Source organism: Caldimonas taiwanensis NBRC 104434 (genome assembly GCF_001592165.1).
Classification (GTDB): domain Bacteria; phylum Pseudomonadota; class Gammaproteobacteria; order Burkholderiales; family Burkholderiaceae_C; genus Caldimonas; species Caldimonas manganoxidans.
Map to the genome: position 1 here is coordinate 131,701 of NZ_BCWK01000003.1, position 26,029 is coordinate 157,729.

Genomic DNA, 26,029 nt, shown 5'->3' on the forward strand with positions numbered 1-26,029 from the left:
CTCAAGCCATGCGCGCCAAGCGCCACGTCTGATACTTGAACGCCAGCACGGCGCCCATGAGGATGCCGGCCAAGGCCAGAAAACTCCCCAGCGACAGGGTGGAGATGCCAGACAGGCCCTGACCGATCGTGCACCCCATGGCCGTCACGCCTCCCACGCCCATCAGTGCCCCTCCGATCAGATGGTGGGCCGTGTCCTGGACGTCACGGAAGCCCTCCCAACGGAACGTGCCGCTGGCCAGCGCCTGGAGGGCCGAACCGGTCACCACGCCCGCACAGCTGACGATGCCCAGCGTGAGCGTCTTGCTGGTGTCGCTGAAATAAATCAACCAGTCCAGCGCATAAGCATACGGAGCGACGAAGCTGAGCGACTCCATGCGCCGCGAATTGGTGGCCAAGAAGGTGGCCTCGAGCGTCTCGGGGTGCTCGGCCACGAAGCCCAGCCGGCCAGACACCCACCACACCCCCACGATCACGGCGCCGATCCCCAGCCCGGCCAGCAGGGTGTTGCCACGGCGGCCCTCGGGCCGCGCCCAGGCCCACGCCAGGCAGGCGCCGCCGACCAGCAGCCCCCAGGTCCAGGCCGACAAGGACGGCTCCCATCCGGTCAAGCTGCTCCACAATCGGGGCAGATCTTGGCCCATCGGCAGCTCGACATAGACGGTATCGACCGTGTTCACACGCAGCACGCCGGTGATGCCGCGCAAGGTGGCAAAGGCCGCCAAACCGAGCACCAAGAACACCACCAAGGACTTCAGGTTGCCCGCACCGATACGCACCAGGGTCTTGCTGCCGCAGCCCGAGGCCAGCACCATGCCGAAGCCGAAAAGCAGCCCCCCCACGAGGGCCGACAACCACAAAAGCCGCGGTCCGGCATAGAAAGTGTCGGCGGCCGACACCCAGCCCAGGCCCACCATGACGTTGAAGCCGATGATGGCCACCCCCATGGCCATGACCCACATGCGCATGCGGCTCCAGTCACCCATCGTCACGATGTCCGACACTGCCCCCATGGTGCAAAAATGGGTGCGCTGTGCAATGGCGCCGAAGAGGGCTGCGAGCACGAAGGCCGCCCACAGCACCTGACTCGTGAGAGAGGACAGATCGATGTCTTGCATGGGCCTGATTGTAGGCAAGCCCCCATCCCGCACCGGAGGCTCAGGCCCTGCAAGAAGGACTCACTGCTTCAGGGCGGCCAGGCGTTCGCGCGCTTCGCGCGCAGCTTCGGACTGGGGGTAGTTCTTGATCAGGTCTTCCAGCGTGCGGCGAGCGCCGGGACGATCCTTCAGTTCGATCTGGCACATCGCAATGGACAACCACGCTTCGGGTGCGCGCGGATGATCCGGCGCGGTGGTGACGAGCTGCCGGAACGTGGCCAGGGCCTCTTTGTAGTCGCGCCGGCCGTAATGGGCATTGCCCAGCCAGTACAGCACGGACTCGGTGTAGCCACTGCCCGGGTAGCGACGCTGGAAAGACATGAACGCCGCTGCTGCGTTTTGGAAGTCGCCTTTGCGGAAGATGTCCAGTGCTGCCTCGTAGTCACGCCGCTCATCGGGCCGCACGACGATCTCTTTGCCATCGACCACCGTGCGTTGCGGCTCGACCTGACGGATGCGCTCGTCGAGCCCCTGGGCAAGGTCGGTCTGACGCCGCTGCAACTCGGCGATCTCGCGCGCCAGTTCCTCGTTGCGGCCACGCAAGCGGGCGATCTCGCCTCGCATCAGCTCGAGCTGGGTGTTCAGTTCGAGCACACTGCGGCGCAGCTGATCGAACTGCTCGGCAGTACGGGCCTGCTCGACCTTTTGCGCCTCGCCCGCCTGCTCGAATCGCTGGCGCAGATCGAGGATGGCCCGACGCGCTTCATCGTCGCCAAACAAAGCATGCGCCCCGGTGGGCAGGAACAGGGCCGCGGCCACGGCCAAGGCAGCCCCCGCAGGCGCCAGGCGCGGCCCTCGTGCGCGCTCCAGGCATCGGCTCAGAGACTTCGACATCGGGATCCTCAGCGCAGGATCAGTTCGGCCCGGCGGTTCTTCGCCCAGGCTTCCTCGTTGGAGCCGGCCACGGCCGGACGCTCCTTGCCATAGCTGACGGCCTCCAACTGCGACTCACGCACGCCCAGCAGTTCGAGGGCTCGGCGCACGGCCTCGGCACGCTTCTGACCAAGGGCCAGGTTGTACTCGCTGCCGCCGCGCTCGTCGGTGTGGCCTTCGATCGTCAGACGACGATTGGGATCCGCCGTGAGCAGTCGGGCATAGGCCGCCACGGTCGGACGGAACTCCTCCTTGAGCACGTAGCTGTCGAAGTCGAAGTAGATCACACGGGCCAGTTGGCTGGCCGCCTCCAGCTGGCTGCCCGAGCTGCCCGGGGCGGTCACCGTCGAAACCTGCGACTGCGCCTGGGACTGGCCAGAGCCGCCGGGCACCGGGGTGGCCGTGCGCGATTCCACCGGCGTTTCATCGAGCTTGACGTTGGAGCCGCAAGCGGCCAGGACGACCGACAGCAGCACGGTGCCGCCGAACTTGGCCAGGGAACGCAGATTCATGGACTTTTCTCCTTGGAATGACATCGGATACACGAAAGCAGCCCGAGGGCGCCAACGGGCTCAACGCCACAGCGGCCCGCCAGGCTGACACGAGACCGTGATGGGGTCGGGTTCATCGTCCGTAGGGCCCCCAAGCCGGCTCTCGAACATCGCCTCGATTGGACAACAACGTGGCCTTGATGCGGCCATCCAGCGTGGTGGTCATCAGCACGTTGCGGCCATTCTGACGCGTGGCGTAGACGATGAGACGGCTGTTGGGTGCAAAACTCGGGCTTTCGTCGTGCGCCGTGGTGGTCAACGCGGTCACGTTGCCTGTGGCCAGCTCCATCAGCTGCAAGCGAAACGCGTTGCCCTCGCGGGAGATGTAGGCCATCCAGCGGCCATCCGGGCTGATCGCAGGACTGATGTTGTAGCTTCCACTGAAGGTCACACGCTCGGCCGCGCCGCCCGAGGCCGACATGCGATAGATCTGTGGACTGCCCCCTCGATCACTGACGAAGTAGATCTGCCGCCCGTCGGGGGTGTAGACCGGCTCGGTGTCGATCCCCATGCTGGAGGTGAGCCGGCGAAGAGTGTTGCCACTGCGCTGGACGGTGTAGATCTGGGATGAACCATCGCGCGTGAGCACGACGGCGATGTGCTGACCGTCGGGCGACCAGGCCGGCGCACTGTTGGAGCCCTTGAAGCTGGCAATCGCACGCCGCTGCCCGGAAGCCACCTCTTGGGCGAAGACCACGGGCTTGCGCGTCTCGAAGGACACGTAGGCAAGCTCGCGGCCGTCGGGCGACCACGCGGGCGAGATGATGGGCTCGGCACTGGTCAGCGCCACCTGCGCCCCCTCACCGTCCGAATCGGCCACCCACAGCGTGTGTCGCTGCGCGGCCTGGGTCACATAGGCAATGCGCGTGGCAAAAACACCACGCTCCCCGGTGAGTTTCTCATAGACGTAGTCGGCAATGCGGTGCGCGGCCAGGCGCAAGTCGGCATCGGCCACCGCATGGGCTTCGCCGCCGAGGTCCTGCCCCCGCACGGCATCCCAGAGCTTGAAGCGCACGTCGACCCGGCCATCAGCCAGCCGAGTGATGCTGCCGGCCACCAAAGCATCGGCCCCGCGGCTGCGCCAGGCGGTCATCACGGGCATCGCGCGCTCGTTGAGCACGGCCCCGTCGGTGGGCACCATGCGAAACTGGCCAGACCGCTCCAGATCGGCCCGCACGATGGCCGAGACCTGCTGCGTGCGCCCAGCCTCGCCATCGAAGGCCAGGACTGCAATCGGGAACTGGGTGGCCCCCACGCCTGAAATGTCGACCCGGAACTGCGCCACGGCCGGCCAGGCCACCATGGCGGCCGGCACGGCCATGAAGGAACGTCGGGACCACATCCTCATCGAACTCCTTGGACTGATGCTGTTGCGGCGCTCACCCGGCCGACGGCTGCGCGCCCTCCAGGCGTGTGAGCCGGTTCATGCCGACAGGTTCCGTCGGCCTCAACCCCGTATTGTCGCCTGTGCGGGTGCTGCTGCGAGCATGCAGATGCAACAGTTCCCAACGAGGGCCCCGGGCAGACCCGGGGGGCCTTGTGTCTGGGCGCTCACGATAATGGACATCCTGTCCCCGCATCGCTTGCCCATCATGGCCCCTGCTCCCATCAGCCGCTACCCCGTGCCCGAGCTGCTCGACGTTCCCGAAGACCTGCGCCGGCGCTTTCTGGAGGTCCAGGACAAGGCCGGCTTCGTGCCCAATGTCTTTCTGGCCCTGGCGCACCGGCCCGACGAATGCCGAGCCTTCCTCGCCTACCACGATGCGCTGATGCTGCGCGAGTCGGGGCTGTCCAAGGGCGAGAAAGAAATGATCGTGGTGGCCACGAGCGGCGCAAACCACTGCTTGTACTGTGTGGTCGCTCATGGTGCCATCCTGCGCGTCTACGAGAAGCAGCCCCTGCTGGCCGACCAGATTGCGGTGAATCACCGCAAGGCCGACCTGAGCCCACGCCAGCAAGCCATGCTCGACTTTGCGCTGAAGGTCTGCCTGCGCTCGCATGAAGTGGTGGACGCCGATTTCGAGGCGCTGCACGCGCACGGCTTCTCGGACGAGGACATCTGGGACATTGGCGCGATCACCGCGTTGTTCGGCCTGTCCAATCGCATGGCCAACTTGATCAACCTGCGTCCGAATGACGAGTTTTACTTGATGGGACGAGTGCCCCGCTCCAAAGGCTGACGCCGATCACAGCAAGACGATGTCGTATTGCTCAGGCGACAGCGTGGGCTCGGTGCGCAGCGAGATGGGCTTGCCGATGAACTCGCTCAGCCCGGCCAGGTACTGGCTCTCCTCATCCAGCAACATCTCGACCACGGCCGCGCTGGCCACCACCCGGAATTCCTTGGGATTGAACTGTCGGGCCTCGCGCAAGATTTCGCGCAAGATGTCGTAGCACACGCTGCGCGCCGTCTTGACCGAGCCCTTGCCCTGGCAGGTGGGGCAAGGCTCGCACAGCATGCGGGCCAGCGACTCGCGGGTGCGTTTGCGCGTCATCTCCACCAGGCCGAGCTGGGTGAAGCCACTGACGGTCATCTTGACACGGTCGCGCGCGAGCTGACGCCGCAGCTCGGCCAGCACCGCTTCCTGATGGTCCTCGCGCACCATGTCGATGAAGTCGACGATGATGATGCCGCCCAGGTTGCGCAGACGCAGTTGGCGGGCGATGGCCTGAGCCGCCTCGAGATTGGTCTTGAAAATCGTGTCATCGAAATTGCGCGCGCCGACGTAACCGCCGGTGTTCACATCGATGGTCGTCAAAGCCTCGGTCTGGTCGATGATGAGATAGCCCCCAGACTTGAGATCCACGCGCCGGGCCAGGGCCCGCTCGATCTCCTGGTCGATGTTGTAGAGATCGAAGATCGGCCGCTCCCCCGTGTAGAGCTCCAACTTGCGCACCGCTCGGGGCGTGAACTCGCGGCCGAAGGCTTGCAGCGCCTCGAACTGCATGCGCGAGTCGATGCGGATGGATTGGGTGTCTTCCCCTGCGAGATCGCGCAGCACCCGCTGTGCGAGGTTGAGGTCTTCGTACAGCAAGGTCCCGGGCGGGCTCTTGAAAGAACGCTCGCGCACCCCTGCCCAAGTCTTGCGCAAGTACGCGATATCCGCGGCCAGTTCCTCGTCGCTGGCGTCTTCGGCATTGGTCCTCAGGATGAATCCACCGCCGCCGCCGTCTTGGGCTTGTCCGACCAAGCGAGCCATGCGCGCACGCAACTGCTCGCGCAATTCGGGGGAGCCAATCTTCTGCGAGATGCCGATGTGGTCGTCGTGGGGCAGGTACACCAGCAACCGTCCGGCGATGCTGATCTGGGCCGACAGGCGTGCGCCCTTGGTGCCGATCGGATCCTTGATCACTTGCACCGTGAGACTCTGGCCTTCGAAGACGAGCTTCTCGATGGGGGTGGCCGCAGCCGCCTCGCCAGTGCCGTTGCGGTGCACCAAGTCCCCCACGTGCAGGAAGGCCGCGCGCTCCAGCCCAATGTCGATGAAGGCCGATTGCATGCCCGGCAGCACGCGCACCACTTTGCCGGTGTAAATGTTGCCCACCAACCCCCGCTCGAGCGTGCGCTCGATGTGCAGCTCCTGCACCGCGCCATTCTCGACGATGGCCACACGGGTTTCCTGGGGCGACCAGTTGATCAGGATGTCTTGCATGCAACGCTCGAACCGATCACTTCAGACACGCACGCCAAAGCGCTGCAGCAGCAGGCCGGTTTCGTGCAGCGGCAAACCCATGATACTGGAGTAACTGCCGACGATACGGTCGATCCACACCGCCGCGCGGCTCTGGATGCCGTAGGCTCCAGCCTTGCCAAAAGGCTCGCCGCTGGCCACATAGCGGTCGATCTGATCCGGCGCCAGGATCGAGAAACGCACGCGCGAGACGTTGAGCAGCAGCTCACGCCGCGCCCCCTGCCCCACGGCCACGGCCGTCAACACCCGGTGTTCGCGTCCGGACAAAGCCATCAGCATCTCACGCGCCTGCACGGCGTCGGCCGGCTTGCCCAGAATGCGCCGCCCCAAGGCCACCGTGGTGTCCGCGCACAGCACCGGCGCCTCGGGCAAGGCGCGACGAGCCCGGCGCGCGAGTGCAGCGTCCAGCTTGGCGCAGGTGACGCGTTGCACATAGTCTTTGGCGGACTCCCCGGCGCACACGGCCTCGAGGGCCTCTGCGTCTTCGTCGGCCTCGGGCAGGAGGAGCTCGTAGGGCACGCCGATTTGGTCGAGCAATTGCCGGCGGCGAGGGCTTTGAGAAGCCAGGTAGATGAAGTTGAAGTCGGCGCTCATGCGAAGGTCGATGCTCATTCCCGGTGGTAGGGATGCCCCACGATCAGCGACCAGGCTCGGTACAGCTGCTCGGCCAACAGCACACGCACCATGGCATGCGGCAAGGTCAGGTCGGACAACCGAATGCGCTCATCGGCCCCATCGCGCAAGGCCGGGTCCAGACCGTCGGGCCCGCCGATCAGCAACGCCACGTCGCGCCCACCGTGCATCCAGTCCTTCAAGCGCACACTCAATTGCTGGGTGGTGAGCCGATCGCCGCGCTCATCGAGCACCACGGTGCGCGCTCCTTTCGGGCAGGCCGCCTCGATGCGTGTGCGCTCGGCCGCCAGCAAGGTGTCGAGCGACTTGGATCCGCGCGGTTCGGTCTTGACCGCCTTCAGTTCCAGCCGCAGTTCGGGCGGAAAGCGCCGGGCGTAGTCCTCATACGCCGTCTCGGCCCAGCCCGGCATCCGCTGGCCGACCGCGACGACGACGAGCTTCATGCTTTGCTGCGCGAGGCCGCCTTCTTCGCGGCAGGCCGTTTGGCGGGTGCAGACTTTGCGGCGGCGGTTTTTTTCGCCGCCCCGGTGGTCTTGGCGGCCGCCGTTTTCTTGACCGCGGTCGTGCTCTTGACGACAGCGGCTTTCTTTACTGCAGTCGGTTTCTTCGCTGCAGTCGTCTTCGCCGCGGTCGTTTTCTTCGTTGCGGTCGCTTTTTGGGCGGTCGCCGTCGTTTTCTTCGCAGAAGTCGCCGACTTGGCCGGCGTCGATGCCTCGGGCCCACGGGCTTGAGGCAGGGTCTTGGTCTGGCTCAGTTTGAGCCTGACGGGTTTGTCCCCCCAGATCTCCTCGAGGTTGTAGTACTGGCGAATGGCCGGCTGCATGATGTGCGCCACGGCCGCCCCGCAGTCGACGATGATCCACTCGCCGTTGTCCTCCCCCTCGGTGCTGATCACCGAAAACCCTTGCTTCTTGACCTCTTCGCGCACGCTGGCGGCCAGGGCCTTGGTTTGACGGTTGGACGTGCCCGAGGCCACGATCACGCGCTCGAACAGCGGCGAAAGGTGCTCGGTGTTGAAGATCACGATGTCCTGAGCCTTGACGTCTTCCAGGCCATTGACGATGGCGCGTTGCAGTTTGCGGATGTCCATTGAGGGGGTATTGAGGCGTGTCATTCGGTGAGATAGAGCCGATGGCAATCAATATAGCTTGCCACTGCCGGCGGAACCAGAGCGACGATGTCCAAACCTGCGGCCCGGCGTTGCCGCACCAGGGTGGAGGACACGGGTAACGGTGGCAAAGGCAGGGTGTGGAGGCGATGGGGCACCGAGCGCAGGGCCTCGGGCTGGGCTGGTTCGCATCCCTCGCGTCCGGCCACGGCCAACGTCACGCATTGCAGCAGCTCGCGCCAGCCGTGCCAGGTGGACAATGCGGCGTACTGATCCTGCCCCAAGATCAGGAACCACTCTTGCACCCCGGGCCATCGCTCACGCAGCTCCTTGACGGTGTCCAAGGTATAACTCGGGCCGGCTCGACGGATCTCGCAGTCGTCCACCTCGAAGCGCGGCTCATCGGCCACCGCGGCTCGCACCATGGCCAGGCGATGCTCGGCCGGCGCCAGGCGGCGGGCCTTCTGCCAGGGCTGGCCAGCGGGAATCCACACCACGCGATCCAAGGCCAGGTGGGCCAGCGCCAGCCGGGCCAGCGCCACGTGAGCGTTGTGCACGGGATCGAAGCTGCCGCCAAAGATCCCCACGCGCCGGGCTTCCATGGTGGCCGCCTCAGACCCAATCGCGCGGCACGAGAAACTCACTGTACAAACGCGCCTCGGGCGTGCCCGGCTGCGGCGTCCAGCGATAGCGCCATTGCGCACTCGGTGGCATCGACATCAAGATGGACTCGGTGCGTCCGCCAGACTGCAGGCCAAAGTGGGTGCCCCGGTCCCAGACCAGATTGAACTCGACATAACGTCCCCGACGATAGGCCTGGAAATCGCGTTCACGCTGCCCATAGGGCAGGGCTCGGCGCCGCTCGACGATGGGCAAGTAGGCCCCCAAGAAGGCGTCTCCGACGGCGCGCGTCAGCGCAAAGCCGGTATCGAAGCCGCCCTCATTGAAATCATCGTAGAAGATTCCGCCGATGCCGCGGGGTTCGTTTCGATGCTTCAGAAAGAAGTACTCGTCGCACCAGCGCTTGAAGCGGGGGTACTTGTCCGCGCCGAACGGAGCCAGGGCCTCGCGGCAACTGCGGTGGAAATGCACCGCGTCCTCTTCGAAGCCGTAGTAAGGCGTCAGGTCCATGCCGCCCCCGAACCAGGTGACCGGCTGCGCCTCGGCCGGCAAGGCCGCGAGCATGCGCACGTTCATGTGCACGGTGGGCACATAGGGATTGCGCGGATGCAGCACCAAGGACACGCCCAGGGCCTCGAACGGCGCGCCGGCCAGCTCGGGACGGTGTTGCGTGGCCGACGCCGGCAACCGGGGGCCTCGCACATGCGAAAAATTGCAACCGCCTCGCTCGAAGAGACCGCCTTCTTCCACCAAGCGCGTCAGGCCATCGCCTTGCAAAGTCTCACCAGGAGGCCGCGTCCATGCGTCGCGCAAGAAGGCTTGGCCGTCGGCCGCTTCCAAGGCGCTCACGATGCGCTCTTGCAGCGCCAGCAGGTAGTGACGTACCGCCGCGACATCCATGGCGCTTACCGCCGCAGGGCCCGAAAACCGATGTCGCTGCGGTACTGCATGCCGTCGAAACGGATGCCCCGCAGGGTCTCATAGGCGCGCTGCTGAGCCGCTTTGACCGAGTCGCCCAGCGCGGTCACGCACAGCACCCGGCCGCCGGCCGTCCGCAGCTGACCATCGCCATCGAGCATGGTGCCGGCATGAAAGACCATGGCGTCGGGCGCCTCGGCCGGCAAGCCCTCGATGGGATCGCCTTTGCGCGGCTGCAGCGGGTAGCCATGGGCGGCCAACACCACCCCCAGGGCCACCCGGCGGTCCCAAGTGAGCTCGACCTTGTCCAGCGTCCCCTCGGTGGCGGCCAGCAGCACCTCCAACAGATCGCTGCGCAGCCGCATCATGATGGGCTGGGTCTCGGGGTCGCCCATGCGGCAGTTGAACTCCAAGGTCTTGGGCCGACCCTGCGCATCGATCATCAAGCCGGCATACAAAAAACCGGTGTAGGGAATGCCGTCTTTGGCCATGCCCGCGATGGTGGGGCCGACGATCTCCTGCATCACGCGCGCGTGCACATTGGGCGTGACCACCGGCGCAGGCGAGTACGCCCCCATGCCGCCGGTGTTGGGGCCGGCATCGGCATCGAGCAAGCGCTTGTGGTCCTGGCTGGTGGCCAGGGGCAGCACGTTCTTGCCGTCGCACAGCACGATGAAGCTGGCTTCCTCGCCCTGCAGGTATTCCTCGATCACGACCCGGGCCCCGCCGGCGTTGTGCTGCACGCCGAGCTTGTTGTCCAGCAGCATCCAGTCCACCGCTTGATGGGCTTCGGACAAGCTCATGGCCACGACCACGCCCTTGCCGGCCGCCAAGCCATCGGCCTTGATCACGATGGGAGCCCCCAGGCGGTCCACATAGGCATGGGCTGCGGCCGCGTCGCTGAAGGTTTCGTAGGCCGCCGTGGGGATGCCATGGCGCTTCATGAAGTCTTTGGCGAAGGCCTTGGAGCTTTCGAGCTGGGCGGCCGCCTGCGTGGGGCCGAAGATGCGCAGGCCACGGGCGCGAAAGGCATCGACCACGCCAGCAGCCAACGGGGCCTCGGGGCCGACCACCGTCAGCGCGATCTTCTCGGACTGAGCAAAGTCGGCCAGTTCGGCAATGTCGGTGATCGGCACGTTGCGCAAGCGCTTGTCCAGCGCCGTGCCCCCATTGCCAGGGGCCACATACACGGTTTGCACGCGCGCGGACTGCGCCAGCTTCCAGGCCAGCGCATGCTCACGGCCGCCGGAGCCGATGACGAGAACTTTCATGGGGATGTCCGTAAAGCCCAGATCAGTCGTTGATCTCGGCGTTGTGATAAACCTCCTGGACGTCGTCGAGGTCCTCGAGCGCATCCAGCAGTTTGCGCATGCGCGCAGCGTCTTCGCCTTCCAAGGTGACGGTGTTTTCAGCACGCATCGTGACCTCGGCGACTTCGGCCTTCAGACCTGCGGCTTGCAAGGCCTGCTGAACGGTCTCGAAGTCGGCCGGCGCACACAGCACCTCGATGCTGCCGTCCTCATCGGTCAGCACGTCTTCGGCGCCGGCGTCCAAGGCCACCTCCATGACCTTGTCCTCGCTGGTGCCGGGCGCGAACACGAACTGCCCGCAATGCTTGAACTGGAAGGCCACCGAGCCTTCGGTGCCCAAATTGCCGCCATGCTTGTTGAAGGCATGACGCACCTCGGCCACCGTGCGCACGCGGTTGTCGGTCATGCAATCGACGATGACGGCTGCACCGCCAATGCCATAGCCCTCGTAGCGGACCTCCTCGTAATGCACGCCTTCGAGGTTGCCCGTGGCCTTGTCGATGTTGCGCTTGATCGTATCGGCCGGCATGTTGGCCGCCTTGGCCTTCTCGACGGCCAAGCGCAAGCGCGGATTGGCCGAGAGGTCGCCGCCCCCTTGACGGGCAGCCACCATGATCTCGCGGATGACACGCGTCCAGATCTTGCCGCGCTTTTCGTCCTGGCGGCTTTTACGATGCTGAATGTTGGCCCATTTGGAATGTCCGGCCATGGTCGGAAAGCTCCTGGCAGGCCGCACCGGCACGCAAAACCACCGGCGCAGCGCTTGGAAAACGGATTTGTTGGATAGACTGCGATTTTACTTGTGCCACCCACACCAGCTGCTGCCATGGCCGACCCTCTCTTGATCGCCCAGCGCGGCGACATCCAATGCCACCTGCTGCCCGCCCTGGCCAACCGCCATGGCCTGATCACCGGAGCCACGGGCACGGGCAAGACCGTCACCCTGCAAACCCTGGCCGAGAATTTCTCCAAAATCGGCGTGCCGGTGTTCATGGCTGACGTCAAAGGCGATCTCACCGGCATCTCGCAGCGCGGCAGCTTGCCCGACAAGGTGGCCAAGGTCCTGGCCGAGCGCGGCCTGAACCCGCCTGAGCCTTGGGCTTGCCCGACCACCCTGTGGGATGTCTTCGGTGAACAGGGTCACCCGGTGCGCGCCACCATCAGCGACATGGGCCCACTGCTGCTGGGCCGCATGCTCGACCTGAACGAAACTCAGCAAGGCGTGCTCACGCTGGTGTTCAAGATCGCCGACGACCACCAATTGCTGCTGCTGGACCTGAAAGACCTGCGGTCCATGCTGCAGTTCGTCGGCGACAACGCCAAGCAGTTCACCACCGACTACGGCCACATCAGCGCCGCCAGCGTGGGGGCCATTCAGCGGGGGTTGCTGCGCATCGAAGAACAAGGCGGTAACCGCTTCTTCGGCGAGCCCATGCTGGACATCGGGGACTTCATGCAAACCGAGGCCGGTCAGGGCGTCGTCAACATCCTGGCGGCCGACCGCTTGATGAACGCACCTCAGCTGTACGCCTCGTTTTTGCTATGGATGCTGTCGGAGCTGTTCGAGACGCTGCCCGAAGTGGGAGACCTCGACAAGCCCAAACTGGTGTTCTTCTTCGACGAAGCGCACCTCTTGTTCAAAGATGCGCCCAAGGCCTTGCTCGAGCGCATCGAGTTGGTGGTACGCCTGGTGCGCTCCAAGGGCGTGGGGGTGTATTTCGTGACTCAAAACCCGCTGGACATCCCCGACAGCGTGCTGGCCCAACTGGGCAATCGGGTACAGCACGCCCTGCGCGCCTTCACCCCGCGCGACCAGAAAGCCGTCAAAGCCGCGGCCAGCACGATGCGCGCCAATCCTTCGCTGGACCTGCAAGCCGCCATCACCGAATTGGCCGTGGGCGAGGCGCTGGTCAGTTTCCTGGATGAAAAAGGACGCCCAGGCGTGACCGAGCGCGTCTACGTGCTGCCGCCAGGCAGCCAGATCGGGCCGATCACGCCCGAGCAACGGCGCGTGCTGTTGCAACGCTCGCTGGTGGCAGGGGTGTACGAGAAGGTCCAAGACCGGGAATCGGCCTACGAGCTGCTCAAAGCACGCGCCCAGGCAGGGGCCGAGCAAGCTGGATCCCGTGCGACCCAGCCCCTGCCGGGTGCCGACGGTGCAGGCATGCTCGGCAACCTGGGCGACGTGCTGTTCGGCTCCACCGGCCCGCGCGGCGGGCGGCGCGAAGGGGTCGTGGATGCCTTGGCCAAGTCGGCCGCTCGCACCATCGGCAGCACCGTGGGCCGAGAAATCATTCGGGGCGTGCTGGGCAGCTTGCTGGGCGGCTCACGCCGAGGCCGCTGATCGGTCATCGAACCCCAACGCGACGCTGGCGCAGGCGCACGGCATGCTGCGCGTGCGGCAACTGTCTGGGCGCAGCCGGCCCGAGAAGCGGGCCGACAGACCAACGCTGCACAGCGCTGCCAGTCGAGGTGAGCGCGCGCCTCCTCGTCCGCGCCTAGGCCGGCCAGACTTCGATGCCGTTCAATCAGTAATGGGGGTGGCGCCAATGCTTGCGCGGCTTGCCGTAATACGGATAGGGATAGGCCACCACCGGCGCGGGGTGCACCACCACCGGCGCAGGCCGATACACCACCGCAGGGGCGGGATAGACCACGGCAGGGGCGTGATAGACCACCGGGGGATAGACCACCGTCGGCGGCGGCGCAACATGGTAGATCGGGCGGGCGTTCGACACGGTGGTCGTCACCCCGGGCGAGCTGATGCCGATGGACCAATAAACCTTGTCGGCATAGGCCGGCGTGGCAGCGCCCATGGCGGTTGCCGCAAGGGCCAGGCTGGCAAAGACGGTGCGTCGGTTCATAGCGTTTCTCCTTCGGCCCGACGTAGCGCGGACCTTGCCCCAATTAACGCATCGATCGCCGTCGTGGTGGGCTCGATCCGCCCATTTTTACGTTGCTTTACGTTGCAAGCAAATGCAAACCGCTGGAGTCGGCCCCACATGCCGACCATCGCGGCGTGAACCCCGGGGGCTCGACGAAAGTGTCCACTCACGCTCTGCGCCGGACGCCGCGTCTAGTACCCGATCAGCACCCATCCCAGGACGGCCACCAGCACCAGGCCCGCGGCACCGATCCACAGGGCCATCACCTCACCCCGGGTGTCCGCGAGTTGCTCATCGAAGTCCTGCTCATCCATGGCGCAGCCCCAACCGTGTGTCCACCCGTGCAGTCTAGGTCGCCTGCACAGGCGGCGCCTCGGCCTAAAGGGGGAGTCGGCCTCCCTCTGAAGGGGGGGAGGCTCGATAGAATGACCGTTCAGTCATCCAGAATCACAGCAGCCTCATGTCGGCCCCTGCTTCCAAAGACGACGCCAAAGTCAGCAACTTCCTGCGCCAAGTGATCGAGCGCGACCTGCTCCAGGGCCGCTACCATGGCCGCCGCTGGGCTGGCAGCCCCGGCGATGGCAGCCACCACGAAAGCGGTGGCATCGACCCGGCGCGGGTGCGCATGCGCTTTCCCCCGGAGCCCAACGGCTATCTGCACGTGGGCCATGCCAAGAGCATCTGGATCAACTTCAGCCTGGCGCAGGACTACGGCGGCGTGTGCCACATGCGCTTCGACGACACCAACCCCGAGAAGGAGGAGCAGGAGTATGTCGATGCCATTCTCGAGGCGGTGCGCTGGCTCGGTTGGACCTGGGAAGCCCATGGCAGCACCCACCTCTACTACGCCAGCAACTATTTCGACTTCATGTACCGCGCGGCCGAGTACTTGATCGAGACCGGTCACGCCTATGTGGACGAACAAACGCCGGAACAAATGCGTGCTCACCGCGGCACGCTGACCGAGCCGGGCATCGACAGCCCTTACCGCAACCGCCCCGCCGAAGAAAGCCTGGCGCGCTTTCGAGAGATGCGCGCCGGCCGCCACCCCGATGGCGCCATGGTGCTGCGCGCCAAGATCGACATGGCCTCGCCCAACATCAACCTGCGCGACCCGGCGATCTACCGCATCAAGCATGCCACGCACCACAACACCGGTGATGCGTGGTGCATCTACCCGATGTACACCTTCGCACACCCGATCGAGGACGCGCTGGAAAACATCACCCACAGCATCTGCACGCTGGAGTTCGAAGACCAGCGCCCCTTCTACGACTGGGTGCTGGAGCGCATCGTGCCCATCCTGCGTGCGCCGCAGTTCGAACGGGCCAAGCAGTTGATCGAGCGCATCGAGCAGCAAGGCTTGGAAGCGGGCAAGGAATTCGCGCTGCACTGCCACAACCACGCCCACAAGCTGGGCGCCAACAGCGAGCCCGAGCGCCAGATGCGCGCCCTGTTCACGACATGGGAACACGACCGCGATGCGGTGCTGCGCGATCTGCCCACATTCTTCTCGTTGCTCAAGACCCAGGCGCACCAGTTCACGCCCTTGCTCGCATCGGCTCTGGAAGCACACCAGATCGAGCCGTTCAACCTGCCGCATCAGTACGAGTTCGCACGGCTGAACCTCACCTACGTGGTCACCAGCAAGCGCAAGCTCAAGCAATTGGTGGATGACGGCATCGTCAGCGGCTGGGACGACCCGCGCATGCCTACCATCGTTGGCCTGCGCCGGCGTGGCTACACGCCCGAGGCCATTCGGTTGTTCTGCGAGCGTACCGGCGTCAGCAAAGCCGGCGGTTGGATCGATTACGCCAACCTCGAGATCGCCTTGCGCGACGACCTGGAAGGCAAAGCCCCGCGGGCGATGGCCGTGCTCGACCCTGTCAAGCTCAAGCTGACCAACTGGGCGCTCGTGTTTGGCAGCGCCGAGCACCTCGAGCCCTGCACGGCCCCGGTGCATCCGCAGCGACCGGAACTCGGCCAGCGGCGTTTCAGCCTGGGGCCTGAACTGTGGATCGAGCGCGAGGACTTTGCCGAAACCCCACCCAAAGGCTTTTTCCGCCTCTTTCCCGGCAACAAAGTTCGGCTGAAATACGGCTACGTGATCGAGTGCACCGGCTGCGAAAAAGACGACGCAGGCCGCGTGACGGCCGTGCTGGCCTCCGTGCTACCCGATACCAAAAGCGGCACGCCTGGGGCCGATGCCGTCAAAGTCAAAGGCACCATCACCTGGGTGGGCGCGCATGAGGCCCTGCAGGCCGAGGTACGCCTGTACGACCGCCTCTTCACCGACCCCCAGCCGGACGCCGGCGGCAAGGACTTCAAAGCCGTGCTGAACCCCGCCAGCCTGAAGGTCGTGACCGCTTATGTGGAGCCGGTGTTGGCCCAGGCGCAGGCCGAAGACCGGTTTCAATTCGAGCGGCATGGCTACTTTGGCGCCGACCGCAAGGACCATGCCGCCGGCCGACCGGTGTTCAACCGGATCACCGGGCTGAAGGATGGCTGGGGGAAGTGAGCCTCTCGTCCCTTCGGTCCCTCATCGCATCCGTGCCACCCGACGCAGCACCTCCCGGGCTTGCAGTTCGGTGCCCATCGAGCGTTCCAGCGGCTGCAGGCACAGGCCGGCATGCTCGTAGCGCAGGTTTTCATACACCTCGCCGGCGGCTGGGTAGGCATTCAGCACGGCCTTGAGCGCGTCGTCCACGGGCGTGGTCCGCAGCAAATCCTGTAAGCGCCGCACCACGTCGTGGTACTGCCGAGCATCGACGGGTTCGCGGCTGGTGTCCAGCCGCTGCAACAGCCGCGCCATCATCACGAGGCCCAGCAGGCGGGCCGGCACCTGGATGGTCGTGTCGTTCATGGCTGAATGGCAAACACTGTCTCGGTGGCAAAGCTGGGGTCAGAGACCCGGTTTTCAAGACGGTCTGCCCCGATCGCCGGGCATCCCCCCACCGTCGCAAGGCACGACCGAGGGGTGCGCATACTCCCGGCCCACCACGGCGCGGGCATAGAGGTAGTTTTCTCGTGCGCGATCGCTCAAGGCATCCAGGTCCACCCGCCCCTGGGCATCGCAGGGAAAGCACAGCCCGCGCCCGGGATGGAAAAGCGACTGAAAACGCAACTCATAGCGGGTCGCGCAGGCTTGGGGTTCAAGCACGGCTTCCATATGGAACTCCCCGAAAACGGTACGATGAGAACAATCTAGTGGCCACCCTGCGGGAATTCACTGCTTGCATCCCCATACCATGGGTCAGCGCGTTTCCAAGGCACACCTAGGAACTCGTCTGACAGGCTCGGGCCCGATTCGTGACACCCCTCACGCAACGCGCGCTCTTCATGACTGTGTACACCGTGCTCCTCATCCTTCATCTGCTGGCCGCCACCTTCTGGGTTGGGGGCATGGCCTGCATGCACTTTGCCGTGAGGCCAACCGCAATCAGCCACCTCGACCCTGCCCAGCGCCTGCCCTTTCTGACGGCCGCCCTGGGGCGCTTTCTCCATGGAGTGGCGGCCGCCATCGCGGTGCTCTTGCTCACGGGGCTGGCGATGGTCTTCGCGCAAGGGGGCTTCGGTGCGGTCCACTGGAGCGTGCATGCGATGGCCACACTTGGGCTGTTGATGATGGCCGTCTTCGGCCACATTCGCTGGGCGGCCTACCCGCGCTTGCAGCAAGCCGTCCGCAGCGGCCAGTGGCAGGCAGCCGCTTCAGTGCTGCAGGCCATCGGGCGTTGGGTGGCCACCAACCTGGGGCTGGGCGTGGCGGTCTACACCCTCGCGACCCTGGGCCGCATGCTGTGAGCCGAGGCCCGGCCCTTGGGCACGCCCACCGAGTCCCTCAGCCCGCCTCAGGCTTGCATGTCGAGCAAACGGCCCAGCGTGCGTTGATGGGTTTGCAATACCAGCGCATTGGCCATGTAGGCATCGCTGGCCGCCCTCTGCCGAAGCATTTCCTGGGCCAGCGCGACGCCAGGTTGCGATGCCGACACGATGGCGGCCTGCACCCCGCCGGCCGGTTGCGTCTCCAACACCACCTGCTGAGGCCGCAAACCCGGCGTCTGAGCATGGGCGATGTTGTGCGCCGCCACGCCCAGCTGGGTCGAGGCGGCTTGCAGACCGGACGAAGCGATCGCAGGCAGACGGCTCATCGGCTCCCCAGCTTAGCGCCACGCATGGCCGGTGGCTGAGCTCGTCTGGCACGCAAGCCGCCGGGGCCGTGGCATCTTTCACGGCCAGGCCGGCTTTGCCATTCAGCGGTTGCCGTCGGGCAGCTCGATCTTGACCTCCAGCACCTCCAGATGGTCCTGCCGTTCGAGGTGCACTTTGATGTCGTCGGGGTTGACCGACACGTACTTGGAGATCACGGCCATCAGCTCGCGCTGCAACTCGGGCAGATAGTCGGGGCTGCGACTGCGCTGGCCGCGCTCATGGGCCAGGATGAGTTGCAGCCGTTCCTTGGCCGTGCTGGCCGAACTGGGCTTCTTGTCGAGAAAGAATGAAAGAAAGCCCATGGGTCATTTACCCCCGAACAAGCGCTTGAAAAAGCTCGGCTTGGCCGCCTCGACGAAGCGCATGGGTCTGTCTTCACCCAAGAACCGAGCCACCACATCCTTGTAAGCCTCGGACACATCGCTGCCTTGCATGTGGATGACCGGCACCCCCTGGTTGGAGGCCGTGAGCACCGTCTCGGACTCGGGAATCACCCCGATCAGCGGGATGCGCAAGATCTCATGGATGTCCTCCAAAGACAGCATCTGTCCACCTTCCACGCGGTGCGGGTTGTACCGGGTGATGAGCAGATGCTCCTTGACCGGCTCGCGCTTGTCGATGGCGCGCTGGGTCTTGGAATTGAGCATGCCCAGGATGCGGTCTGAATCGCGCACCGAGGACACTTCGGGGTTGGTGACCACCAACGCCTCGTCGGCAAAGTGCATGGCCATCAGCGCGCCAGTCTCGATGCCCGCCGGCGAGTCGCAGACGATGTACTCGAAACCCATCTCCTCCAGCTCGGCCAGCACCCGCTGCACACCGTCCTTGGTCAGCGCCTCCTTGTCGCGGGTTTGCGACGCCGCCAGCACATACAAGTGCTCACAATGCTTGTCCTTGATGAGCGCCTGGTGCAGATGGGCTTCTTGGTGGATGACATTGATCAGGTCGTAAACCACCCGACGCTCGCAGCCCATGATGAGGTCCAGGTTGCGCAGCCCCACGTCGAAGTCGATGACGGCGGTCTTGTGGCCCCGCAATGCGAGGCCCGAGGCGAAGCTGGCGCTGGTGGTGGTCTTGCCCACGCCACCCTTGCCGGAAGTCACCACGATGATTTTGGCCATGGAAGGCAGTCCTTGTGTCTGAGAACGATTCGTCGTTGAACGGGGTCACACTGGCTGGAAGATGAGACGGTCACCTTCCAGCCGGATCTGGGCCGGCTTGCCCAGCACCTCGGCGGGCAACGGCGTCTCGGTGGTGCGGTAGGTGCCGGCGATGGCCACCAGTTCCGGTTCGAGGCAGGTGCTGAAGATGCGCGCATGGATGTTGCCCCGTGCCCCGGCAATCGCCTTGCCGCGCAGCGGGGCGTAGACATGCACATGGCCATCGGCGATGACCTCGGCACCGAAATTCACGGCCGCCAGCACGATCAAGTCCCCGCCCTTGGCATAGACCTGCTGGCCCGAGCGCAGGGGCCGCTCGATCACCATCGTGGGCACCTCCACCGGGACTTCGACGGGCACTTCCACCCTGACCTCGCGCACGACCTCTTGGATCGGCGCGCGGGGCTCGCGCATGCCCGAGGACTCCGGCGCTTCGATCAGCCCCAACGCACGGGCAGCCTCGCGGTCGGCCGCGGTGCCGCCGCGCACGGCCACAGGCTGCATCCGATAGGCCCGCAGCAGCGCCACCAAGGCGGCCAGATCCAACGGCGGCGCATCGTCAGCCACCGGCCCCAGGTCCACCAGGACCGGCTCCCCATCGAAAGCTCCGGGGCTGGCGCCCAGCTGCGCCTGCAGTGCGGCCTGCAGGACATCCAGGTCACGGGTGCGCAAAGACACGGTTTCCAGGGTCAGCGAAGCGCTGCGCAGTTCGAACGGAGCACAGCCGGGTGCCCCGAGGGATGCGGCCATCGGATCGGTGGTGCGCACAGTCATGCCATGGGGGTTTCAAAGGGCCCGAGTTTACCGGCTGGCCCCGAGCCTGCCGACCGGCCGACACATTCAGACACGCCCTGCCCACCGCGCCCACACCCTCGGGCGCCAACACAAACTCGTTTTTTACTGGCGCCCCGGATCCCGGGTCGTGATCAGCCGTCGCCATTCGGCCAGGCGCTCTTTGAGCCGCTGGCGTTGGTCTGGGCCCAAGCGCAGCATCAGCTTGTGCCCGGCCGACAGCGTCTGCAAGCGCGCATCCTCGTATTCGTACATCACCCAGGGCCGCGCTGGCTGCACCGGCCCCTGCACCTCGGGAAGCCGCACTGCCACCGGCTCGGTCGGCTCGGGGCAGTCCAGCAGATGGTCGACCACCGCGACCATGCGATCGTTGAAGTAGCGCCCGGGATACCCCAGTTCCTCATACGCCGCCTGGAAGCGCCCATAGTGACGCACGTACAGCGCTGCCGCTGCGGTCAGATCGATCGACTCGATGAAGCGCACGAACGGTTCGTAGCGGTCTGCATTGGCGGCCGCAATCACGGTGCGCCCCTGGCGTGACTCCACTTGGAAGCGCCCCGGTGCCGGGGCCACCGGCCACAGACGTGACGGCGCCTGCGGTCGGGCCAGCTGATCGGTGGTGGCCACCACGCGGCGCACGAAATCATCCGTGAGCAGAAATCGATGCACGGCCTGGCGCCCCAGCAGCCGGTTCAACGCCTCGAGCACCGTCTCCCCCGAGCGGTCATGCGCTTCGGCGTCGGCCGAGGCCGCCACCGCCAGCCGATCCACCGGATGCTGCAGGGTGGGCGCCGCCTCGACCGGCGGGGCGGGCGCCTCGGACGGCCGAACCTGGGAGGCCGAGCTGGCCACGGCCGCTTCGGAGGCCGCAGGCCGCATCTGGCGCTCCCAGACCAGCCAGGCCGCTGCCGCCAGAAACAGGGTCACCAACACACTGATGATGACGGTGGTCGCTTTGGAGGGCATGCCTCGTCGTCCTCGCAGGATGGGTCTCAGGGATCGCGGCCAGACGCGGGTGAGGGCGCGAGCCCATCGCCGCACGCGCGGCCGTCGCTCCACACCCATCCTCCGGCGCAACCCCGTGCTGTCAAGCCACGGCGCATTAACCCGAGGCCGCTTGGGGGCTTGGCGAACCTTCCGCGCGGTTTTTGATCGAATTCCTTGGAGTGACTCTGCAAGGGCACACACACCCGTCTCTCTCGTCTCTACACACCCGTCCTTCATCCCCCGACGACCTGCATGGAGCTCGGATTGAAAACATTCCTGTTGACCCTCTCGATGGCCCTGGCCGGCCTGAGCCTGGGCTTGGCCCCCTTGGATGCAGATGCGCGCCGCTTCGGCGGTGGCGGATCGGTGGGAATGCAACGACAGGCTCCGCCGCCCCGCCCGGCCGAAGCCACGCCGGCACGTCCAGCGCAGCACAACGGCTCGACCGCCACCAATCCTGCCCCGTCCAGTGGGGGGGCCGCTGCGGCCGGTCAGCGTTCATGGATGGGGCCAATCGCTGGCCTGGCCGCCGGTCTGGGTTTGGCCGCATTGGCCAGCCACCTCGGCTTCGGTGAGACCTTGGCGCATGCCATGACCTTGGTCCTGATCGCCTTGCTGGCGTTCGTGCTGGTCCGCTGGCTGCTGCGCCGCTCCATGCCCCAACCCACCCAAGGCGGGCTGCAGTATGCCGGTGCCACGGCCGCAGGCAGGGCCACGCCGTCTTGGGCCGGCGCACAGGGCGCCACAGCGGGTGTCGGCTCGTCGGCCGCCCCGGCGGCCGCGCCTGCCGTGACCGGGGCCTCCCCGTGGCCCGCCGATTTCGATCGGGCCGGTTTCGAACGCATTGCCAAGATGCTCTTCATCCGCATGCAGGCCGCGCATGACGCCGGCGAAGTCGAGGATTTGCGCAAGTTCACCACCCCCGAGCTGTTCGCCGCCGTGCAACTGGATCTGCACGAGCGCCGTGGCGCCCCTCAGCGCACCGATGTGCTGCAGCTCGATGCGCAGGTGGTGGACGTCGCACAAGAAGAGGGGCAGCAAGTGGTCAGTGTGCGCTTCCACGGTCTGATCCGAGAAGCAGCCGATGCCGCGGCCGAGCCTTTCGACGAGCTGTGGCATTTCGTCAAGCCGCTGGACGGTCATCGCGAGTGGGCCATCGCCGGGATCACCCAGAACACCACGCCGCCGGCCCTGCACTGACCCGGCGCCGAACCGCCCCAGGCGGCCCCCATGGGGCCGCCTTGTTTGTTGTTTGTTGTGTGTGTGTCCCGCCGTGTGCGTCCCACCGCCCCCGTGGCCAAGGCACAATGACGTGTCCCAGGGCACCGTCTGCTCCTTCCAGGTCTGCACGCAGCATCATGTTCCGTTCCTTGGCCCTGCCCTCAGGCACGACCGGCTCGCTCTGGCTGCATAGCATGCCCGGTCGCTTCGAACCCTGGGGCGAGTTTCTGGCCGAAGCCCAGCGCCGACGCCTCGACCGCATCCTGTGCCTGACCAGCCTGGAAGAGGTCAGAGCGCTGTCCCCAGCCTATGCCCAAGCCATCGGGCAAGGCAGCCTGCCATGTCGCTGGGAGCAGTTGGTGATGCGCAACTTCGGTCTGCCGCTGGACGAAGCCGAGTTCCGCACCGCGGTGCAACGGGTGGCCAGCGCCGTGGCCCAGGGTGAATCGGTGCTGATCCATTGCGCCGCAGGCATCGGACGCACAGGCACGATGGCGGCCTGTGTGCTCAAACAGCTGGGGTGGCCGACGACCACGGCCTTGCAGCAGGTGATTGCTGCGGGCTCGAACCCGCAAAACGCCCAGCAATCCGGACTGGTCCACTGGTTTTGAATCTTCTTGCCCACGGTAGAGCATGCACCATCTTTACATCATCACCGGCGCTTCGCGCGGGTTGGGCCTGGCCTTGGCGCGCCAACTGCTTGGGCCAGCCCATCGCTTGCTGTGCTTGTCGCGCCGCACCAACGAAGCGCTGGCCGATGAAGCCCGGGCCGCAGGCGCCTCTTGCGAGCAATGGAGCCAGGATCTGGCCGATGCCCAGACCGCGGCCCAACGCCTGAGTGCCTGGTTGAAGGGCCACGACCCCAAGGCCGTGGCCAGCGCGACACTGATCAACAATGCCGGCGTGATCTCACGCGTGGGCCCGTTGGAGGACAGCGACGCGACCGACCTGGCCCACGCCTTGCGCGTGGGGCTGGAGGCGCCACTGCTACTGACCAGCGCCTTCTTGCGAGCCACGCAGCACTGGAGCGTTCCGCGCAAAGTGCTCAACGTCTCCTCGGGCCTGGGGCGACGGGCGATGGCCGGGAGTGCCGCCTACTGCGCGGCCAAAGCCGGAATGGACCACTTCAGCCGCTGTGTCGCACTTGAACAAGCCCGGCTTCCCCACGGGGCGCGCATCGTGTCGCTGGCCCCCGGGGTCATCGACACGGACATGCAGGAGCAGCTGCGACACAGCGACCCTGCCGGTTTCCCCGACCATGAGCGATTCGTGCAATTGCAGGCCCAGGGGCTGCTCAGCACCCCCGAAGACGCTGCACGCCGGCTGCTCGAGTACCTGGAGCGGCCAGACTTCGGTCAGCACCCCGTGGCCGACGTGCGCGAGGCCTGATCCCCCTACTGGGGGTGCGCATCTCCCACTCCAGGGGGACGCGTTGGTGCTGGGATCACTGGCATCGTCGGCCTATCATCGACTCGATGGACTCGCCGGTCTGCGATGCAACCTCCACCCCGCTCCCTCGTCACCGCGATGGTCGATCCCATGGCGCTGTGGCAACGCATCCCTGGCTTGGTGGTGGTGCTCACGCCACAAGGGCGGGGCCTGTTCATCAGTGCAGACTACGCCGCCTCGACCGGCACCGCGCTCGATCTCGACCAAGGCAGCGGCTGGGACGCCGCGTTGGAGCCGGCCTCCCGCTCGACCCTATGGGAACGGTTGCCTTCGCGCAGCCACTTCGTCGCGCAAGTGGTGCTGCGCTTCGTCGATGGCAGCGATCACTGGATCGAATGGACGGCCCACTGGCAGCCTGAAGGCGGCCATTATCTTTGCCTGCTGCACGACGTGACGACCCTGATGCGCTCGGCGCGCACGCAGGCCGAACAGCTGCGGCTGCTGGCGGACAATGTGCCCTCGGCCTTGGCGTACTACGATGCTCATGACTTCCGCTGCATCTTTGCCAACCGCACCTACGCCGAGGCATTTGGTTGGGATGAGCATTCCATCGTCGGACACACCTTTGCGGAGGTGATCGGCGAGCAGGCCGCCCGCGAGATCGAGCCTTACGTGCAAGCCCTGCTGACCCAGCGGCGCTCGATCAGTTATGAACGCCAAGCCGTGCGTCCGGATGGATCGACGCAATGGATCAAGGTGAACTTGATGCCGCATCTGGACGCCTCGGGGGCACCACAGGCCGCGCTGGTGCTCATCACCGACGTGACGCAACAGCGCCAAGCCGAGCAGGCCTTGCGCGAATCCGAAGAACGCATGGCCCGCTTCATGCACGCCAGCGCCGAAGGGGTGGTCTTCCACAGCAACGGCATCATCGAGGATGTGAACCAGCCGGTGTGCGACCTCACCGGCTACAGCCGCGAGGCATTGATCGGCCGCAACGCGCTGGACTTCGTGCCGCCAGAGCACCATCCCAAAGTCCTGGCGGTTCTGGCCGCCGCACAAGACGCAACCTACGAAAGTGAGATCATCCACCGAGACGGCCATCGCATTGCCGTGGAGTTCATCGGCCGCACGATGATGCGCAACGGCCAGCGGCTGCGCATGTCCATCGTGCGAGACATCCGCGATCGGCACCTGGCGCAGGCCCGCATCCGCCACTTGGCCCACCATGATGCGCTCACCGGTCTGCCCAACCGCATGTCCTTCATGGAACACCTGGACCAACGCATGGACCAGGCGCGCCGCACCGAAGACGCACTGGCTTTGCTGTTCGTCGATTTGGACGATTTCAAGCGTGTGAACGACTCGCTAGGCCATCTCGTGGGCGACAGGCTGCTACAGACGGTCGCGCAGCGCATCACCGCGAGCCTGCGTCACAGCGACCGTGTGGCCCGCTTCGGCGGCGACGAGTTCATGGTGTTGCTGGGCGCGGTGCGCGATCGCGCCGACGTGGAGGACGTGGCACGCAAGCTGCTCGAAGCCATCGAGCAACCCATCGAGGTCGATGCGCTGCGGCTCAGCGTCACTCCGTCGATAGGCATCGCGCTCTTCCCCGCGCATGCCCAATCGCCCGGCGAATTGATCAAGCATGCCGACCGTGCCATGTACCAGGCCAAAGCCCAAGGACGGGCCACGTTCCGGTTCTTCGACCCCGCGCTGGGCAGCGCCGCCCGCGCTGCCCTCGAACTGGAAAGTCAATTGTCCCGTGCCCTGGACGAAGACCAGTTCCGACTGCAGTTCCAGCCCCAGGTGCGGGCCGCCGACGGCGCCATCGTGTGCGTGGAAGCCCTGCTGCGCTGGCAACATCCCGACGACCGCCTGCTCGTGCCGGGCGACTTCCTCGCCGTGGCCGAGCAGCAGCGGCTGATGCTGCCCATCGGCCACTGGGTGATGCGTCAGGCCTTGCGCACCACACGGCGCTGGCGCGAACGGGGCCTCACGGATGCACGCATGGCCCTGAACGTGTCGGCCACCCAATTCCAGGCCCCCGGCTTCGTGGAGGGGATCGAACGGATGCTCGCCGAGGAAGGCGCCGACGGGCAATGGCTGGAATTGGAGTTGAACGAGCGGCTGCTGATGCACGATGTGCCGCAGGTCAAGCAACGCTTGTCGCGCCTGAAAGCCTTGGGCGCACGCATCGTGATCGACGACTTTGGCACCGGCCACTTTTCGATGCGCCATTTACGTGAGCTGCCCGTGGACAAGATCAAAATCCACCGGTCCTTCGTCGGCGACTTGCCACTGGCGGCGGACTCGGCGGCCATCGCCTGCGCCATCATCCAGATGGCTCGCCATTTCGGCCACGACATCGTGGCCGAAGGCGTGGAAACCCTGGACCAGCGCAACTTCCTCATGGCCCAGGGCTGCGAGGTCTTTCAAGGGGAAGTCATCACGCTGCCGCTGACGGCGGACGCCTTCGAGGCTTGGGTCCAGGCGCAAAGGCCCTGCCGGCAGCCATGAGCCC

At 65.8% G+C, this 26,029-nt stretch carries 29 protein-coding genes; 8 read left to right on the forward strand and 21 right to left on the reverse strand.

Annotation, left to right across the window (positions count from 1 at the left end):
* Position 1: 1 nt before the first annotated feature.
* The 4 genes from CTA01S_RS03970 to tolB form a co-directional block, all read right to left on the reverse strand.
* Positions 2-1,117: a YeeE/YedE family protein gene (locus CTA01S_RS03970; protein ID WP_062192419.1), complete on the reverse strand. Its 1,116-nt coding sequence runs from the start codon at positions 1,115-1,117 to the stop codon at positions 2-4.
* Positions 1,118-1,177: 60 nt separating this feature from the next.
* Positions 1,178-1,990 (reverse strand): tol-pal system protein YbgF, encoded by an 813-nt coding sequence (ybgF, locus tag CTA01S_RS03975; RefSeq protein ID WP_084362284.1) that lies wholly within the window; start codon positions 1,988-1,990, stop codon positions 1,178-1,180.
* Between the two features lie 8 nt (positions 1,991-1,998).
* Complete coding sequence (gene pal, locus CTA01S_RS03980; RefSeq protein ID WP_019559224.1) at positions 1,999-2,541, reverse strand: peptidoglycan-associated lipoprotein Pal; 543 nt, start codon at positions 2,539-2,541, stop codon at positions 1,999-2,001.
* A 112-nt stretch (positions 2,542-2,653) separates the two neighbouring features.
* The gene (tolB, locus tag CTA01S_RS03985; RefSeq protein WP_062192423.1) at positions 2,654-3,928 is read right to left on the reverse strand and encodes a Tol-Pal system beta propeller repeat protein TolB; all 1,275 of its coding nucleotides are present in this window, start codon (positions 3,926-3,928) and stop codon (positions 2,654-2,656) included.
* A 244-nt stretch (positions 3,929-4,172) separates the two neighbouring features.
* Between tolB and CTA01S_RS03990 the strand changes: the two genes are divergently transcribed.
* Positions 4,173-4,760 (forward strand): peroxidase-related enzyme, encoded by a 588-nt coding sequence (locus CTA01S_RS03990; protein ID WP_026329888.1) that lies wholly within the window; start codon positions 4,173-4,175, stop codon positions 4,758-4,760.
* Positions 4,761-4,766: 6 nt separating this feature from the next.
* On the opposite strand, the gene rng is transcribed toward CTA01S_RS03990, so the two are convergent.
* From rng to CTA01S_RS04030, 8 genes are read right to left on the reverse strand one after another with little or no spacing between them, the layout of a single operon-like run.
* A complete protein-coding gene (gene rng / locus CTA01S_RS03995) occupies positions 4,767-6,233 on the reverse strand; it encodes a ribonuclease G (protein WP_062192427.1) in 1,467 nt (488 codons plus the stop codon).
* Between the two features lie 21 nt (positions 6,234-6,254).
* Positions 6,255-6,884, reverse strand: a complete 630-nt coding sequence (locus CTA01S_RS04000) for a Maf family protein (protein ID WP_232300982.1) — start codon at positions 6,882-6,884, stop codon at positions 6,255-6,257.
* Positions 6,881-7,348: a 23S rRNA (pseudouridine(1915)-N(3))-methyltransferase RlmH gene (rlmH, locus tag CTA01S_RS04005; RefSeq protein ID WP_062192430.1), complete on the reverse strand. Its 468-nt coding sequence runs from the start codon at positions 7,346-7,348 to the stop codon at positions 6,881-6,883. The genes CTA01S_RS04000 and rlmH overlap by 4 nt, the downstream gene beginning before the upstream one ends.
* Entirely contained in the window at positions 7,345-7,995 is a 651-nt protein-coding gene (gene rsfS / locus CTA01S_RS04010) for a ribosome silencing factor (RefSeq protein WP_084362285.1), read from the reverse strand. The genes rlmH and rsfS overlap by 4 nt, the downstream gene beginning before the upstream one ends.
* Before the next feature lie 20 nt (positions 7,996-8,015).
* Positions 8,016-8,615, reverse strand: coding sequence for a nicotinate-nucleotide adenylyltransferase (gene nadD / locus CTA01S_RS04015; RefSeq protein WP_062192435.1), 600 nt, complete (start codon positions 8,613-8,615; stop codon positions 8,016-8,018).
* Positions 8,616-8,625: 10 nt separating this feature from the next.
* Positions 8,626-9,534 carry an oxygen-dependent coproporphyrinogen oxidase gene (gene hemF, locus CTA01S_RS04020; protein WP_062192438.1) on the reverse strand — a complete coding sequence of 303 codons (909 nt, stop codon included), beginning with the start codon at positions 9,532-9,534 and terminating at the stop codon, positions 8,626-8,628.
* Positions 9,535-9,539: 5 nt separating this feature from the next.
* Entirely contained in the window at positions 9,540-10,823 is a 1,284-nt protein-coding gene (gene purD / locus CTA01S_RS04025) for a phosphoribosylamine--glycine ligase (RefSeq protein WP_062192440.1), read from the reverse strand.
* A gap of 22 nt (positions 10,824-10,845) precedes the next feature.
* Complete coding sequence (locus CTA01S_RS04030; protein ID WP_062192441.1) at positions 10,846-11,571, reverse strand: YebC/PmpR family DNA-binding transcriptional regulator; 726 nt, start codon at positions 11,569-11,571, stop codon at positions 10,846-10,848.
* A gap of 117 nt (positions 11,572-11,688) precedes the next feature.
* On the opposite strand from CTA01S_RS04030, the gene CTA01S_RS04035 reads away from it, so the two are divergent.
* A complete protein-coding gene (locus tag CTA01S_RS04035) occupies positions 11,689-13,206 on the forward strand; it encodes a helicase HerA-like domain-containing protein (protein WP_062192443.1) in 1,518 nt (505 codons plus the stop codon).
* A 184-nt stretch (positions 13,207-13,390) separates the two neighbouring features.
* On the opposite strand, the gene CTA01S_RS04040 is transcribed toward CTA01S_RS04035, so the two are convergent.
* Together CTA01S_RS04040 and CTA01S_RS16950 are read right to left on the reverse strand one after the other, a co-directional pair.
* Positions 13,391-13,726, reverse strand: a complete 336-nt coding sequence (locus tag CTA01S_RS04040; RefSeq protein ID WP_084362286.1) for a hypothetical protein — start codon at positions 13,724-13,726, stop codon at positions 13,391-13,393.
* Between the two features lie 212 nt (positions 13,727-13,938).
* Positions 13,939-14,061 (reverse strand): hypothetical protein, encoded by a 123-nt coding sequence (locus CTA01S_RS16950; protein ID WP_259370074.1) that lies wholly within the window; start codon positions 14,059-14,061, stop codon positions 13,939-13,941.
* A gap of 146 nt (positions 14,062-14,207) precedes the next feature.
* Between CTA01S_RS16950 and CTA01S_RS04045 the strand changes: the two genes are divergently transcribed.
* Complete coding sequence (locus CTA01S_RS04045) at positions 14,208-16,265, forward strand: glutamine--tRNA ligase (RefSeq protein WP_062192446.1); 2,058 nt, start codon at positions 14,208-14,210, stop codon at positions 16,263-16,265.
* Positions 16,266-16,286: 21 nt separating this feature from the next.
* Here the strand turns inward: CTA01S_RS04045 and CTA01S_RS04050 are convergent, their stop codons facing one another.
* Both CTA01S_RS04050 and CTA01S_RS04055 read right to left on the reverse strand, forming a co-directional pair.
* Positions 16,287-16,610 (reverse strand): hypothetical protein, encoded by a 324-nt coding sequence (locus CTA01S_RS04050; RefSeq protein ID WP_062192450.1) that lies wholly within the window; start codon positions 16,608-16,610, stop codon positions 16,287-16,289.
* A gap of 54 nt (positions 16,611-16,664) precedes the next feature.
* Positions 16,665-16,916, reverse strand: a complete 252-nt coding sequence (locus CTA01S_RS04055; RefSeq protein WP_019559208.1) for a hypothetical protein — start codon at positions 16,914-16,916, stop codon at positions 16,665-16,667.
* A 170-nt stretch (positions 16,917-17,086) separates the two neighbouring features.
* On the opposite strand from CTA01S_RS04055, the gene CTA01S_RS04060 reads away from it, so the two are divergent.
* Positions 17,087-17,548: a CopD family protein gene (locus CTA01S_RS04060; RefSeq protein ID WP_019559207.1), complete on the forward strand. Its 462-nt coding sequence runs from the start codon at positions 17,087-17,089 to the stop codon at positions 17,546-17,548.
* A gap of 47 nt (positions 17,549-17,595) precedes the next feature.
* On the opposite strand, the gene CTA01S_RS04065 is transcribed toward CTA01S_RS04060, so the two are convergent.
* The 5 genes from CTA01S_RS04065 to CTA01S_RS04085 form a co-directional block, all read right to left on the reverse strand.
* Positions 17,596-17,895 (reverse strand): flagellar basal body rod protein FlgC, encoded by a 300-nt coding sequence (locus CTA01S_RS04065; RefSeq protein WP_062192454.1) that lies wholly within the window; start codon positions 17,893-17,895, stop codon positions 17,596-17,598.
* 102 nt (positions 17,896-17,997) lie between these two features.
* Positions 17,998-18,258, reverse strand: a complete 261-nt coding sequence (minE, locus tag CTA01S_RS04070) for a cell division topological specificity factor MinE (protein WP_019559205.1) — start codon at positions 18,256-18,258, stop codon at positions 17,998-18,000.
* A 3-nt stretch (positions 18,259-18,261) separates the two neighbouring features.
* Positions 18,262-19,077: a septum site-determining protein MinD gene (gene minD, locus CTA01S_RS04075; protein WP_062192459.1), complete on the reverse strand. Its 816-nt coding sequence runs from the start codon at positions 19,075-19,077 to the stop codon at positions 18,262-18,264.
* Between the two features lie 45 nt (positions 19,078-19,122).
* Positions 19,123-19,890: a septum site-determining protein MinC gene (minC, locus tag CTA01S_RS04080; RefSeq protein ID WP_084362287.1), complete on the reverse strand. Its 768-nt coding sequence runs from the start codon at positions 19,888-19,890 to the stop codon at positions 19,123-19,125.
* 123 nt (positions 19,891-20,013) lie between these two features.
* Positions 20,014-20,874 (reverse strand): DUF3014 domain-containing protein, encoded by an 861-nt coding sequence (locus tag CTA01S_RS04085; protein ID WP_062192463.1) that lies wholly within the window; start codon positions 20,872-20,874, stop codon positions 20,014-20,016.
* Between the two features lie 285 nt (positions 20,875-21,159).
* Here CTA01S_RS04085 and CTA01S_RS04090 point away from each other — a divergent pair, with 285 nt between their 5' ends.
* The 4 genes from CTA01S_RS04090 to CTA01S_RS04105 all read left to right on the forward strand — a co-directional run bounded on the left by CTA01S_RS04090 (position 21,160) and on the right by CTA01S_RS04105 (position 26,025).
* Positions 21,160-22,095: a Tim44 domain-containing protein gene (locus CTA01S_RS04090; protein ID WP_062192669.1), complete on the forward strand. Its 936-nt coding sequence runs from the start codon at positions 21,160-21,162 to the stop codon at positions 22,093-22,095.
* A 158-nt stretch (positions 22,096-22,253) separates the two neighbouring features.
* Positions 22,254-22,727, forward strand: a complete 474-nt coding sequence (locus CTA01S_RS04095) for a protein-tyrosine phosphatase family protein (RefSeq protein WP_062192468.1) — start codon at positions 22,254-22,256, stop codon at positions 22,725-22,727.
* Between the two features lie 22 nt (positions 22,728-22,749).
* Positions 22,750-23,505: an SDR family NAD(P)-dependent oxidoreductase gene (locus tag CTA01S_RS04100; protein WP_062192471.1), complete on the forward strand. Its 756-nt coding sequence runs from the start codon at positions 22,750-22,752 to the stop codon at positions 23,503-23,505.
* Positions 23,506-23,610: 105 nt separating this feature from the next.
* On the forward strand, positions 23,611-26,025 hold the full coding sequence (locus CTA01S_RS04105) for a putative bifunctional diguanylate cyclase/phosphodiesterase (protein ID WP_232300983.1): 2,415 nt from the start codon (positions 23,611-23,613) through the stop codon (positions 26,023-26,025).
* Positions 26,026-26,029: the final 4 nt, after the last annotated feature.

Excerpts from the sequence above, each read along its gene's own strand:
- CTA01S_RS03970 (WP_062192419.1), bottom strand. The coding sequence starts at position 1,117 with ATGCAAGACATCGATCTGTCCTCTCTCACGAGTCAGGTGCTGTGGGCG.
- ybgF (WP_084362284.1), bottom strand. The coding sequence starts at position 1,990 with ATGTCGAAGTCTCTGAGCCGATGCCTGGAGCGCGCACGAGGGCCGCGC.
- pal (WP_019559224.1), bottom strand. The coding sequence starts at position 2,541 with ATGAATCTGCGTTCCCTGGCCAAGTTCGGCGGCACCGTGCTGCTGTCG.
- tolB (WP_062192423.1), bottom strand. The coding sequence starts at position 3,928 with ATGAGGATGTGGTCCCGACGTTCCTTCATGGCCGTGCCGGCCGCCATG.
- CTA01S_RS03990 (WP_026329888.1), top strand. The coding sequence starts at position 4,173 with ATGGCCCCTGCTCCCATCAGCCGCTACCCCGTGCCCGAGCTGCTCGAC.
- rng (WP_062192427.1), bottom strand. The coding sequence starts at position 6,233 with ATGCAAGACATCCTGATCAACTGGTCGCCCCAGGAAACCCGTGTGGCC.
- CTA01S_RS04000 (WP_232300982.1), bottom strand. The coding sequence starts at position 6,884 with ATGAGCATCGACCTTCGCATGAGCGCCGACTTCAACTTCATCTACCTG.
- rlmH (WP_062192430.1), bottom strand. The coding sequence starts at position 7,348 with ATGAAGCTCGTCGTCGTCGCGGTCGGCCAGCGGATGCCGGGCTGGGCC.
- rsfS (WP_084362285.1), bottom strand. The coding sequence starts at position 7,995 with ATGGACATCCGCAAACTGCAACGCGCCATCGTCAATGGCCTGGAAGAC.
- nadD (WP_062192435.1), bottom strand. The coding sequence starts at position 8,615 with ATGGAAGCCCGGCGCGTGGGGATCTTTGGCGGCAGCTTCGATCCCGTG.
- hemF (WP_062192438.1), bottom strand. The coding sequence starts at position 9,534 with ATGGATGTCGCGGCGGTACGTCACTACCTGCTGGCGCTGCAAGAGCGC.
- purD (WP_062192440.1), bottom strand. The coding sequence starts at position 10,823 with ATGAAAGTTCTCGTCATCGGCTCCGGCGGCCGTGAGCATGCGCTGGCC.
- CTA01S_RS04030 (WP_062192441.1), bottom strand. The coding sequence starts at position 11,571 with ATGGCCGGACATTCCAAATGGGCCAACATTCAGCATCGTAAAAGCCGC.
- CTA01S_RS04035 (WP_062192443.1), top strand. The coding sequence starts at position 11,689 with ATGGCCGACCCTCTCTTGATCGCCCAGCGCGGCGACATCCAATGCCAC.
- CTA01S_RS04040 (WP_084362286.1), bottom strand. The coding sequence starts at position 13,726 with ATGAACCGACGCACCGTCTTTGCCAGCCTGGCCCTTGCGGCAACCGCC.
- CTA01S_RS16950 (WP_259370074.1), bottom strand. The coding sequence starts at position 14,061 with ATGGATGAGCAGGACTTCGATGAGCAACTCGCGGACACCCGGGGTGAG.
- CTA01S_RS04045 (WP_062192446.1), top strand. The coding sequence starts at position 14,208 with ATGTCGGCCCCTGCTTCCAAAGACGACGCCAAAGTCAGCAACTTCCTG.
- CTA01S_RS04050 (WP_062192450.1), bottom strand. The coding sequence starts at position 16,610 with ATGAACGACACGACCATCCAGGTGCCGGCCCGCCTGCTGGGCCTCGTG.
- CTA01S_RS04055 (WP_019559208.1), bottom strand. The coding sequence starts at position 16,916 with ATGGAAGCCGTGCTTGAACCCCAAGCCTGCGCGACCCGCTATGAGTTG.
- CTA01S_RS04060 (WP_019559207.1), top strand. The coding sequence starts at position 17,087 with ATGACTGTGTACACCGTGCTCCTCATCCTTCATCTGCTGGCCGCCACC.
- CTA01S_RS04065 (WP_062192454.1), bottom strand. The coding sequence starts at position 17,895 with ATGAGCCGTCTGCCTGCGATCGCTTCGTCCGGTCTGCAAGCCGCCTCG.
- minE (WP_019559205.1), bottom strand. The coding sequence starts at position 18,258 with ATGGGCTTTCTTTCATTCTTTCTCGACAAGAAGCCCAGTTCGGCCAGC.
- minD (WP_062192459.1), bottom strand. The coding sequence starts at position 19,077 with ATGGCCAAAATCATCGTGGTGACTTCCGGCAAGGGTGGCGTGGGCAAG.
- minC (WP_084362287.1), bottom strand. The coding sequence starts at position 19,890 with ATGACTGTGCGCACCACCGATCCGATGGCCGCATCCCTCGGGGCACCC.
- CTA01S_RS04085 (WP_062192463.1), bottom strand. The coding sequence starts at position 20,874 with ATGCCCTCCAAAGCGACCACCGTCATCATCAGTGTGTTGGTGACCCTG.
- CTA01S_RS04095 (WP_062192468.1), top strand. The coding sequence starts at position 22,254 with ATGTTCCGTTCCTTGGCCCTGCCCTCAGGCACGACCGGCTCGCTCTGG.
- CTA01S_RS04100 (WP_062192471.1), top strand. The coding sequence starts at position 22,750 with ATGCACCATCTTTACATCATCACCGGCGCTTCGCGCGGGTTGGGCCTG.
- CTA01S_RS04105 (WP_232300983.1), top strand. The coding sequence starts at position 23,611 with ATGCAACCTCCACCCCGCTCCCTCGTCACCGCGATGGTCGATCCCATG.